Source organism: Lentibacillus sp., from assembly GCF_035301925.1.
Taxonomy (GTDB): Bacteria; Bacillota; Bacilli; order Bacillales; family Amphibacillaceae; genus Lentibacillus.
On the sequence record NZ_DATGTI010000072.1, the window covers coordinates 1 to 12,345 of the forward strand.

Here is a 12,345-nt window from a genome sequence, read left to right on the forward strand (position 1 = left end):
TTGCTTGCTTCGTGATATTGCACGTTCGAGATCATGCGTTTTTTCTGTCTCTTCTTTACGCCGATCAGATGCTTGGTTTTCATAAATTTCAATTTGGCTTGCCTGTTCGGCTGCTTCAAGCTGTTTTTCCTTTTGCTGAAACACGGGGGCCTGTTCCTGCAGTGCTTTCAGCTCGGTTTCCTTTTGCTCGAGTTCTTGAAAACGGTCGTTTAATGTTTTAGCTTCGTGAAATTCAGTTTGTTTTTGGCCATGTGCTTTGTAGGCTCGATCATATTTTTGCTGATCGATGGCAATTTGGTCGTGATAAAACTGAATTTCATCATCCAGTGCGGTGATCACCTGGTTGACATTATAATGCTCCTCGGCCAACACCTGAAATAATGGAGCGTCTTCCCGTATCGGCAGTGTCGCCGAAATATGTTGGATGTAATGGTCCCGCATTTGTTTTTCCCGGTCAAAAAGCTGCCGGGCATCATCTTTCTTCTGTTTCAGCAGTTCATTTAGTTGCTTATATGATTCTGTTTTAAAAATCCGCCTTAAAATCGCTTCCTTATTTTCCGTATCCGAGGTTAATAGTTTGCGAAACTCGCCCTGTGGCAGCATAACAATCTGCTTGAACTGATCCTGCGTAAGACCAATAAGCGCCTCAATTTTTTTGTTGATTTCGGAAACCATTTGCCTGTCAACACAGGGGACTTCCTTTCCGTCCACTTTTTCATAAAACTCATACCGCTCACCGGTCTTTGTTTTGTTTCCTTGTTTCACATGGCCCAGCTGACGCAAAATCCGATAAATATGCCCGTTCAGTTCAAATTCCAATTCAACTGATGTATGGGTATCGTCATCGGCAAAATCACTGCGCAGCATCCGGTGGTCTTCCCTGTCTGTTCCACTGGCACTTCCATACAGAGCAAAACAGATACCGTCAAAAATCGTTGTTTTCCCGGCACCGGTATTCCCGGAGATGACAAACAAATGATTCTCTTCCAGTTCTGTAAAATCGATGACCTCGGTCTTTTTATACGGGCCGAATGCCGTCATCGTCAGTTTTAATGGTCTCAACGTGTATTCTCCCCTTTCTGCCCTGATGATTTACTTTGATACCGCTTTTTCCTTCTTGGATTCCGTTGTTTCCCGTTCATCTTTTAAAAGTTCATCGAGCACCTCTTTGAAAATTGCTTCCGTTTCCGCCGTTGCCTCGACGCCCTTTACTTCTTTGTAAAACGACTTAAAAAGCTCCAAATCACTCATATTACTGCGGTCCACTTTTGACTTATTACGAGTCGGGCCACCGGAGATACCGTAATGTTTTCGTTCGACATGCATGGCATTCGGATAGACTGATCGGATGCGTTCCATTGGTGACAAAATAGGTGCATCATCAAGCAAACGGACAAACACATAATCGTCATTAACCGGATGGGTCAATAAATCTTCCATTGTTGCTTCAATCGTCCGAATATCTCTTCTCGGCGTAAGGGAACGTTTCTCGACCGACACATTCCCGTCACCATCCATCTCAACAATCGAAAAGCCTTTTTGATGGTGTTCTTCGGAAATCGAATATTTGAGAATCGACCCGCAATACCGAATCGTTTCGCTACTGACGTGGTGTGCCTGATGCAAGTGACCCAAGGCGGTGTAGTGAAATGGTGAAAAGTTGTAGGCATCAACATATTCCGCTCCTCCGATTGAGAGCGGTCGTTCCGAGTCAGTCGTATTTTCCTCTTCCTCGCCGAATGGTGTGACAAACGCATGGCCTACGTAAACATGACGGGCATCCGGATCCATTTGACGACGAATATGTTCCACGACCTTTTCCGCCGCATCATTATGTGTCCGAATGTCATCATCCGCCAACGTGGTCCGGACAACGCTCGGATCACAATATGGCACAAGATGAAATTGCACCGGGCCATGTTCATCATGCAGTACAACCGGCTGCAGATTTTCGCTGAAATGACCAATGATATGAAATCCGTTCTGCTTCATAATATTGCTGCCAAAGTTGAGGCGGCTCGGACTATCATGATTTCCCGCCACCGCCAAAACCGGCGTGTTCATTTCAAGAACAATCTTGCTCAAAACCTCGTCCAATAAATGCACAGCTTCTGTCGGCGGCACCGCGCGATCATACAAATCACCGGCAATAATCACAGCATCCGGCTCTTCTTCTTCAACCGCTTTGATGAATTGTTCCAAGACATAACGCTGATCCTCTGTCATGTACACGCCCTGGACAAGCTTCCCCAAATGCCAGTCGGCTGTATGGAATAATATCATAGGCTTGGCTCCTTTCCGATCGATTTCTATAAGTCTATTATAGTATAATTCTTTCATCGTGTGAGATAAGAATCATAATTTAGCAGATTATGTATTTCGTGAAAGCCCATTTAAGGGATGGCATCGAATTTTGCTGAAGTTCACACGATTTTTGCTAAAGTTCACATACTATTTGCTAAAGTTCATACTTTATTTGCTGAAGTTCACAAATTTTCCGCTGAAGTTCACAATTGACGGGGTCGAAAAAAGCTGTAAACCTCGGACAAGGCTTACAGCTCAGCAGCTCATATAGTATTTAATCCCACTCAAATGGTGTTTCCTGATAAACATAATAGTTGAGCCAGTTGGAGAACAATAAATGGCTGTGTGAACGCCATTTATGTGGCGGCTGTGCATTAGTATCATCGTTTGGAAAATAATTTTCCGGAATCGCCGTTTTCACCCCTCTGCTGTGGTCACGTTCGTACTCTTCGCCAAGGGTGATGGCATCGTATTCCATATGGCCGGTAATCATGATGTTTTTGCCATCGTTGGACATGATAATAAACGGTGCCCCCTGTTCGGATACTGACAGCAATGTTAAATCGGGATGGGCTTCAATCTCCTCTCTCGGTACGCTTGTATACCGCGAATGCGGTCCATGGAAAATATCATCAAAGCCGCGCACAAGTTTAACGGTCGGATCAGAAATTTGGTGTTTATAAATACCGAAGCACTTTTCGGAAAGCTCATATTTGTCTACACCATAATGGTAATATAGGCCTGCCTGAGCTCCCCAGCATATATGAAATGTGGACGTCACGTTAGACGTTGTCCAGTCCATAATCTCCGTCAGCTCTTCCCAATAGGCAACATCCTCAAATGCCAGATGTTCAATTGGCGCCCCTGTAATGATGAGTCCGTCAAAGCGGCGATCTTTGACCTCTTCAAACGTTGTGTAAAAATTATCCAAATGATGCGGGCTGACATGTGTCGGCCGGTGTGTTGCCGTTCTGAGGAAACTAATATTGACCTGCAGCGGTGTGTTTCCAAGCAAGCGCAGCAGTTGCAATTCTGTACGTTCTTTCTCTGGCATCAAATTTAAAATTAATATATTAAGAGGGCGGATATCCTGCGTCCGGGCCCTATCTTCATCCATGACAAAGATCTTTTCCTGCTTTAAAGCATCACTGGCAGGCAATTCTTTTGGTACATTAATTGGCAACCGACACCACTCCTCTTTTTCGTTAAATATATTCTCCATTATAGAACGCAAACAAAAGCGTGGCAACCATCTTGCAGAAAATTTATACATATGGGTAAATTATTTCAGGACAACATGAAGTCGTGGTAACCTGTTAATTGATAATGTGAAACTTCATTCAGTGGAGTGATTTTCTCCATTGAATGAGGGGAACAAAGACTAAAAACGCCACGTCCTGTGGCAACGCCTTTGTCGCCTGCCTCCTGCAGGCCCGAACAGAATCAGGCATTTATGGACAGTTAGCCGTCGTATTACGGCGGGTTACTGTCCATGAATGCGGGAGAAAAATTCAGGAAGTGTGTGCTGCATATGAGCAAAACCATCCGAATGCTAAACCATAATGACTATCCCCATTTCGATAAGATGGATACTGGTATTGAATTTGACTATATTGCCAATATATTTGAACACCTCGTTACAGGGAATAACCGTTTATACGGCTTATTCATCGATGGACAAATGGTCAGCATGAGCGGATATTCGATTTATGCTGACAGATACGCAATGTTAGGCCGGTTGAGAAGCGATCGTCGTTTTGCGGGAAGAGGCAATGCGACAGAATTGGTAGATTACGTGCTGAATGAAGCATTCAAGATCAATAACATTTATTGGGCAGGCGCCAATACACAGGAGGACAACCTGCCTGCACAGCGGGTATTGGAAAAAATAGATCTGATTCCTTATACCAAATTGCATGGTGCTCTTACCAGTAACGTCTCTGCCCTTGAGTCTGGTGCACGCTCATGGCGGCCTGTCACCGATATAAAGCGCAAACGGGAATGGGTGGACGAGCTTTATATTCAAACCGGATCGGTCTTTCCATACGAGTGCTTTTACCCGCTGCCGGCATCGGCCGAATTGTTTCGGGAAAATGACTTAAAGCAATGGTCCTTCTTTGAAAATGAGAGTCAGACACGATTCCTGATTACAAAATATGATCAGAAAAAGTATCATTTTTTGCATGCCGTCTATCCATGGCATGACATGACTTCACAGCCAGGCCTGTGGGAAACCATAAACTTGGAATACCGTAAGCTTAAAGACCATACAGATGACGAAACATACATATGGATGGATTTGACGAAAGAAGAAGCCAAATCTCTTCCAGCCGGTCATCAATTTGTTCTGCCTTCCCCTTGGATTCTTTACGGGATGGATCGTTCAACGTGGGAAAGATCAACTGCTCTGGCGAAATGATTTTCGAACGTTATGTAAACCAATATGAATATGCAAAGAAACAATAATAATATGTATCACTTTGAAGGATTGCCTGTTCGTGTTTAAAATGTTGGCTTGTGTGGTAACAGTACCCGTTTTAAACTCATACCTTGAGTTTTTGTCAAATGTGGCATCAAATTAAGATAGAAAGCGTCATACGAAAAGGAACCCCGATGGCTTAACATCGAAGTTCTGAGAGCTACACCGCATAGAAGTGGCGGTGGCGGTTCAGGAAAGTAATCCCCTTCCCATTCACCAATTCACAGGAGAGGGGATTACTTACTTCTTGGAATCAAGATGACTACTGATAATGGATCCACATGAGCACCTTCACCGTGAAGTCCGTTTGCAAAAATATGAGATGCCATATTTACTCTCCTGTTTAATTATCTTTGTCACTTGCCGGATTCAGCAGGAAACAACGTATACGACCACGAATACAGAAAATCGGCTGTGAAAGCGATTCCCCATACCATGCCAATACCATAAGTTGTTTCATTAGCATACGGTGAATTTGCCGCATTACCTGCTTCTATCCATGAAAAATCAGTCAAATAACCCAGCATATCTTCAAAACTATCTGTCCCGTAAGTCCAAAATATCCCCTGTACCACGACAAACACCATTAAATGCGCCATCGAACTCCAGCGATATTTTTTGCGATAAACTTCGGGTCTTTATTCCGTTCCATAATCCGATAGTCTTTTGCTGTTAACAGTTCCACACCGCGCCAACGCCCGATTGTCTTCCGCATCCAACGGTCCAGTTTCATAAAGTCAAAAATCCCAAATGTGCACGCATAAATCACGAAAACCGTGATGATAATCTGGAACGTTGAAAATTCACCCGTTTCCCGGTAAATTAAAATGGCCAGCAAAGCTTCAATCCCCAACAGTACAAGAAATGCAAGCAAAAACGACAAACTCAGCTTGTGCCTGCCCAGCAAGTAGCGAACGACACCGAAAAGCAACAATGCCACCATTGACAACACTTCAGCTGTAATGAAAATCTCCCACTGGTACTCGTTTAACAGTCCCATCCGAGCATCAACTCCATCATTAGTCTATACTCAGTTTCTATATATTCACGGTCAAAGTCAATGGAATTTTCGAAAATTCATCCGGCAGCCGTTAAAATAACATTGAATATTATAAGGAGGGGATACCAAGATTTCATCCCGGCATAGGAGCATGTACCCCAATTAACATCCAAAAAACGCCTACTTCAAACATGATTCTTACCTGAAATCTTTTTAAATAGAAATACAGTTATGGGCACGCATCCCTCAAGCGCTGCGAATTATCATCAGAATCTTTCTCCCAGACTTGAAGGACTTTCTCTCTGACGTTTCAGACGGTTTCGGAGAGCGTTTCGGACGTGGGAAGCTTCCTCTCTGACGTTTTGACCGCTTTCGGAGAGCATTTTGGACTAGAGAGGCTTCCTCTCTGACATTTTGACCGCTTTCGGAGAGTGTTTCGGACTTGAGAGACCTTCTCTCTGACGTTTCTGACGCTTTTGGAAAGCGTTTTGGACTTGAGAAATCTGATACTGCGTCGCCTATCCTGGTTAACTTCTAATGATCGGTCCTCATTAAGTTTTTGGGATATCCTTGCTTTATTATAATAGTTCAGAAAAAAACCCGGATTATGGCTCATCACCATAATCCGGGTAAATAATTCTGAGCACTCTATTCTGTCAACAGCGGGTAATAACCTTCTTCATTATGTGTTTCTCTCCCAACTAACGGCGGATTGAACACACACACCATACGCATCTGCGTTTTGGCTCTTAGTATATGCTTATCATGCTCATCCAACAGATACATCGTACCGGCCTTGATATCATATACATCGCCTGTTTCCACTTTTTCAATAGTGCCTTCCCCTTCGATACAGTAAACGGCTTCGATATGATTCTTGTACCAGAAATAGTTTTCTGTTCCGGCTTTGATGATAGTATCGTTCATGCTGAAGCCAACGCCGTCCTTTTTCAGGATAAAACGTCGGCTCGACCAATTTTCTTCTGTTGTTTCGTCTTCTGTTCCAATCAAATCTTCAAGCGATTTTACAATCATTTGCTGTCCCTTCTTTCCTTTTTCTGCTTATATTTAGCCAGCATGTAACCGGCAGAAAATCCCGGCTAAAACACCAAATTGAATAAAGGATAACTGCCGGCAACCATCCAATTCGGCTGGCTCATTCAGCGGGAAAACTGCTCCACTGACTGAAATTTAATTTTATTTCGCCAGAGCTGCTCCAATGCTTTCATCCAAAATAGCAAGCCCTTTTTCGATGCCTTCATTATCTATAATAAGTGGTGGGAGAAATTTAACAACTTCATCTTTTGGACCGGAAGTTTCTACAATTAATCCGCGCTGGAACGCTTCCGCACAAATATCATCAGTCAGACCGTCTTTACCCATGGCAATCCCCTGCATCAGCCCTCTGCCGCGATGATGGGCTTCGAGTTCAGGATATTTGTCGATAATGGCTTGAGCGCCTTTTTTCAAAAGCTTACCTTTTTCCTTGACCGACTCGCTTAGGTCATCATTTTCCCAGTAGGTGAGTGCCTCTGTCGCGGCAATGAAAGCAAGATTGTTGCCGCGGAACGTACCATTATGTTCACCCGGCCCCCACTGGTCAAATTCCGGTTTGATCAGTGTCAGTGCCATTGGCAGTCCGGCACCGCCAATCGATTTGGACAGGCAGACAATATCCGGGTCGATTCCGGCCGGTTCAAAGCTGAAAAATGTACCAGTTCTGCCGCAACCCGCCTGGACATCATCAACAATCAGCAAAATGTCCCAGCATTTGCAAAGCTCATCGACTTTTTTCAGCCATTCCATGCTAGCCGCGTTAATACCGCCCTCACCCTGAACCGTTTCCAATATAATGGCTGCCGGCAGAGCAACACCGCTTCCTCTGTCTTCCAAAAACCGCTCCAGGTAAGCGATGGTATCCTGATCTTCCATATAATCATCAAATGGCATTGACACCGAATGATGCAGCGGAACACCTGCCCCATGCCGTTTAAAAGAGTTGGCGGTTACGGAAAGTGAACCGATTGTCATGCCATGGAATGCATTTGTGAAGCTGATGACCGTGTCTCTTCCTGTTACCTTACGTGTAATTTTCAGTGCACTTTCTACTGAGTTTGTACCGGTTGGTCCAGGAAACATCACTTTATAATCAAGATTGCGGGGCTTCAGAATGGTGTCCTTGAAACGTTCAAGAAATTCTTTTCTTGATGTTGTTCCCATGTCAAGACTATGAAGGATGCCGTTCTGCTGGATGTAATCAATCATTTTTTCCTGCATGGCATCGTCATTGTGGCCGTAATTTAACCCGCCGGCACCTGCAAAGAAATCAATATATTCATTTCCATCTGTATCCCAGATTTTATACCCCTTTGCTTTCTCAAAAACGGTTGGCCAGCCACGGCTGTAGCTTCTGACGGTCGACTCCAGTTCCTCAAATGTCTTCATCTTGTTATCTTCAATTACTGTTGTTGTCACCATTTCACCCTTCCACCTGAATTTTTTCTTTTTGAATTGGTCCAATCTTAAACAATCGCTCATCTTCATGACCTTCTTTCGGAAAGTCACCTGATGTAAAATAGTCATGAATCACACATTTGGTACGCAGTTTTTTCGCAAGGCCTTTAAACAGCTGCTGTGATGCTATATTTGACGGAGACACTGTTGCCTCCACGTAATTAACTTCTTCACAGCCTTCGCGCTTAAGCAGCTGATACAACATCCTCGTCGCCAATCCATTGCCGCGTTCAGACGCATCGACAGCGACCTGCCAGATGAACAGTGTATCAGGCTGATCGGGATGAATAAATCCTGAAATGAAGCCTACTGTTTTCCCATCTCGTTCAACGACGATGGATGTTTCGGAAAATATTTCACACCACATAAGATAACTGTAGGAAGAATTAAGATCCAGAACACCTGTCTCTTTTATCAGTTCCCACACTTCCGCTCCATCATCTTTTGTTGGTTTGCGAAAAACTAAACCCTCTTGTTCCTTTGTTTTCGTCATGACAACATTACTGCTGTTTAAGATGATTCCACCTCCTAGGATTTTCAAAAAAACATTCTTTTTTAGAATAAATAGAATTGTCGCTTTCGTCAAAACGGATTAAGCATGATTTATTAAGGTTAAACTTGTTTAAATCCGGTCTGGATAAAGCAATCCCCGATTAATCAAAAAAAGCTCCAAAATATTTGGAAATAGACGGATATTCAAAAATCATGAGATGAGTGACAGCCGCTATTAACGTGAGAAAAAATCGGCTGCAGCCTCGTCTTATCAATGATCAGAGGCCGACAGTCAGACTTGAAGAAATTGGTGAGCAGGCCGATGCCAGTATTGAAACATCACCGCAACCTTTTTTGATTATAATCGTCACTTTATATTGTGGGGAGTTTAAAGTGCATGGGGTCCGCGATCGGACGCGATTGCTGAAGAAGGAAACTAAATTTTATGAATGGCTCAGTTCTAATTGAATTGAGTCAGATTTCTAAAACAAACTAAAAGGGACCGTGTAGTCGGTCCTTTTGGGTAAAATTTCTTTGCAGTTCTAATACAATATCTTTTTTTAGTGAACAGTAACAGGTTCGCGACTATTCAATTTTTTTACGATAATACCTGCTTCGATAAGTGGGGAGATTCACATAAAATGTTCTGCAACGCCATCCTTTAACCATTTCGCTGTCAATGTTTCTGCATTTAACATCTCTTCTGGTGTACCTTCAAATATAATATGTCCACCTTGTTTTCCGCCTCCTGGGCCTAATTCGATAACCCAGTCGCTCGCTGCTATAAAGTCTGGATTGTGTTCGATGATGATAACGGAATTACCTCTAGTGACAAGATGTTGAAATACATTTAAAAGTTTCCCATTATCTTTTGTGTGCAGCCCTAAGGATGGCTCGTCCAACAAATAGATTTGTCCTTCTTTTTGTAAGTGGCTTGCAAGTTTTAGACGCTGAACTTCTCCGCCGCTTAGAGAACTTGTCGTTTGTCCTAAGGTTAGATACCCTAGTCCTACGTCTTTTAAAGTATTGACTCTTTTGATGATCTTATGTTCTTTAAAATAGTTCATAGCATCGTCTATCGTTAAATCTAACATCTCGACTATATTTTTACCTTGATATCGATACGACAACGCCTCGTCTGAGTATCTTGTACCGCCACATGCTTCACAGGGAATCGTCACTGGATCCGCAAATGCTACGTCTGGCGCTGTGACGCCTTTTCCTTTGCAGACAGGACATGCCCCTGAGGAGTTAAAGCTGAACAAACCTGCAGGACGGCCTGTTTCTTTTGAAAATATGGAACGAATATCATCCATAATGCCCATGTATGTTGCTAGTGTGGAACGGCTGGAGATTCCGATACTGCCTTGTCCTACCATGATGGTTTCTGGGTAACGTTCCGGGAATGCTTCCAACATGAAGGAGCTTTTACCTGAACCAGACACGCCACATATAGAAACTAAGACATTTTTAGGAATATTGACGCTAATATTTTTTAAGTTATGGTTACTTGCTTTTTTTATTGTAAAATAACTTTCTATATCTCTTGGATGTTTGTTTATTGTCAGCTTGTAGTTTAAAGTTGTTGCAGCTTTAGCGTTTTTCAGCCCTTCTAATTTTCCTTGATAGACAACTTCTCCCCCACTCGCACCTGCACCTGGTCCCATCTCGATGATTTCATCCGCTGCTTTTATGACGGATAGATCGTGTTCGATGACAATGACGGTATTATGCCCGTCTTTTATACTTTTCAGCATTTGTATTAACATAGCCACTTCTTCTGGGTGGAGTCCTGCAGTTGGTTCTTCGAAAATGTAAGTGATATTGTTTAGACTGCTCCCTAAATGACGAGCGATTTTTACCCTTTGCGCTTCACCACCAGACAGAGTGCCCATTTTTCTGGACAGACTCAGATATCCTAATCCCATGTCAACGAGTTGTTTTACACGCGGGATTACTTGTTGTGCGATCGATTCTCCCATCGGATCTTTTATCTTCGTTAATTCTTCCAGTAGTTCTGTAAGTTCCAATTGATCGTATTCTGCGATATTGAAGCCATTTATTCTGCATTCCAATACCTTTGGGTTTAGGCCAGAACCTTGACAGGTTGAGCATAAGAATCGAGTTGATACGGCTAAAACGTCATCTTGGGATACTTGTTTTAGCTTTGAGACATCTCGATTGATATAAAGACGTGTAAACCTGGGCAATAACCCATCCCACTCATGCTCTTGAGGTCCGTGTTTTGTATGAAACGGCGCAAAGACTCTTTCGCCTTCAGGAGGACCATATAACAGCAGATGGCGTTTTTCCTCGGAGTAGTCCTTGACAGGCAGATCCGGATCGAATAATCCGCCGGTCATCATCCACCTGCCTTGCCAACCTGAAGGCGATAATGGCTTGAATTTTACGGCATAATCCCGAAGTGACTTATTTTCATCAATTATCTTATTCGGGTCTGGCGCAATGACCTCCCCAAATCCGTTACATTTCGGGCATCTGCCAAACGAACTTTGGCTTGAAAAATCACTGGCAGAACCTATGGATGGTTTTCCTATTCTTGAAAACAACAGTCTAATTAATGGATGTATATCCATATAGGTGCCAACCGTTGAACGGGAATTGCCTCCAGCAGGTCTTTGCTCGACTACGACAACCGGGCTTAAGTTTTGCAAAGAATCGGCATTTGGTCTTTCGTATCTTGGCATTCGATATCTGACGTATTGAGAATAATTCAACGTCATTTGTCTTCTGCTTTCTGTTGCTAATGTATCAAATACAACGGAGCTTTTTCCTGACCCTGAAAGACCAGTAAATACAATAATTTTTTCTTTAGGTATGTTTAAATCCACATTTTTTAAATTATTTTCTTTAAGTCCCCTTAAAATGATTTCATCTTTTATTTCTGACACTTTACCATCCTTTCTGACTTTATCTACTAAGAAAGTGTCTTGGATACTTTAGCCATCGTCCTGTATGAGACATTTTCGTATTCGACAAGCTGGGTCGTTTTCAGAAGACGCACTTATTTGGTTGCGATGTCGTTTTCTGGAATGGTCTTTTTCTGCTATTAGCTGTATTCGTTGAATAAAACGTCTGTAATGATTACTTATTTTAAAAAATTGGCTTACCGAAGTTTGATTAGCCAATTCCATACATAATTGTATTATTTTGATAATGCAATTTTTATATGGGCTAAATGGTGCTCTTCATGCCAAGCTAATTTTGCAACTTTTTCTGCAACTGTTATTTTACCGTTTGTCTGTAGAGTAAAAGCTCGATTTAATTGCTCTTCAGTTAAACTATATCCTAAAGATACGATGCGCTCATTGATACCTTCCAGCATTTTAATAGAACTTTCTATAGAAACATTTGTATCCGGTTGAATAGCCCACTTTTCTTGATCAAAAGCTGGTACTGTTGGATTCTCATCTGTTAAAGCCAGCTTCAAACGTTGATACATGTTCAACTGAGAATCTGCAATGTGATGAACAAGTTGATGAACTGTCCAGCTACCATCACGATATGTTCTGCTTAATTCTTCATCACTTAATGA

The 12,345-nt window shown here is 42.6% G+C and carries 11 protein-coding genes; 1 reads left to right on the forward strand and 10 read right to left on the reverse strand.

Annotated features, from left to right (window positions below; genetic code table 11):
• From VK080_RS06395 to metA, 3 genes are all read right to left on the reverse strand, one after another.
• Positions 1-1,062, reverse strand: a 1,062-nt coding sequence (locus VK080_RS06395; protein WP_324223940.1) for an AAA family ATPase, incomplete at its 3' end; no start/stop codon positions are given.
• Positions 1,063-1,092: 30 nt separating this feature from the next.
• Positions 1,093-2,283: an exonuclease SbcCD subunit D gene (locus tag VK080_RS06400; protein WP_324223941.1), complete on the reverse strand. Its 1,191-nt coding sequence runs from the start codon at positions 2,281-2,283 to the stop codon at positions 1,093-1,095.
• 295 nt (positions 2,284-2,578) lie between these two features.
• Positions 2,579-3,487 carry a homoserine O-acetyltransferase MetA gene (gene metA, locus VK080_RS06405; RefSeq protein ID WP_324223942.1) on the reverse strand — a complete coding sequence of 303 codons (909 nt, stop codon included), beginning with the start codon at positions 3,485-3,487 and terminating at the stop codon, positions 2,579-2,581.
• A 348-nt stretch (positions 3,488-3,835) separates the two neighbouring features.
• Here metA and VK080_RS06410 point away from each other — a divergent pair, with 348 nt between their 5' ends.
• The gene (locus VK080_RS06410) at positions 3,836-4,723 is read left to right on the forward strand and encodes a GNAT family N-acetyltransferase (protein WP_324223943.1); all 888 of its coding nucleotides are present in this window, start codon (positions 3,836-3,838) and stop codon (positions 4,721-4,723) included.
• A gap of 416 nt (positions 4,724-5,139) precedes the next feature.
• Here VK080_RS06410 and VK080_RS06415 read toward each other — a convergent pair whose 3' ends face one another.
• The 7 genes from VK080_RS06415 to VK080_RS06445 form a co-directional block, all read right to left on the reverse strand.
• On the reverse strand, positions 5,140-5,382 hold the full coding sequence (locus VK080_RS06415; RefSeq protein WP_324223944.1) for a hypothetical protein: 243 nt from the start codon (positions 5,380-5,382) through the stop codon (positions 5,140-5,142).
• Positions 5,370-5,783 (reverse strand): hypothetical protein, encoded by a 414-nt coding sequence (locus tag VK080_RS06420; protein WP_324223945.1) that lies wholly within the window; start codon positions 5,781-5,783, stop codon positions 5,370-5,372. The genes VK080_RS06415 and VK080_RS06420 overlap by 13 nt, the downstream gene beginning before the upstream one ends.
• Positions 5,784-6,431: 648 nt before the next feature.
• Positions 6,432-6,818, reverse strand: coding sequence for an ectoine synthase (locus VK080_RS06425; protein ID WP_324223946.1), 387 nt, complete (start codon positions 6,816-6,818; stop codon positions 6,432-6,434).
• Positions 6,819-6,980: 162 nt separating this feature from the next.
• Positions 6,981-8,261, reverse strand: a complete 1,281-nt coding sequence (gene ectB, locus VK080_RS06430; RefSeq protein ID WP_324223947.1) for a diaminobutyrate--2-oxoglutarate transaminase — start codon at positions 8,259-8,261, stop codon at positions 6,981-6,983.
• Between the two features lies 1 nt (position 8,262).
• Entirely contained in the window at positions 8,263-8,790 is a 528-nt protein-coding gene (gene ectA, locus VK080_RS06435; protein WP_324223948.1) for a diaminobutyrate acetyltransferase, read from the reverse strand.
• Between the two features lie 631 nt (positions 8,791-9,421).
• Entirely contained in the window at positions 9,422-11,701 is a 2,280-nt protein-coding gene (locus VK080_RS06440; protein ID WP_324223949.1) for an ATP-binding cassette domain-containing protein, read from the reverse strand.
• Positions 11,702-11,955: 254 nt separating this feature from the next.
• Positions 11,956-12,345 (reverse strand): YfiT family bacillithiol transferase (locus VK080_RS06445; RefSeq protein WP_324223950.1); only part of this gene is annotated, 390 nt, incomplete at its 5' end.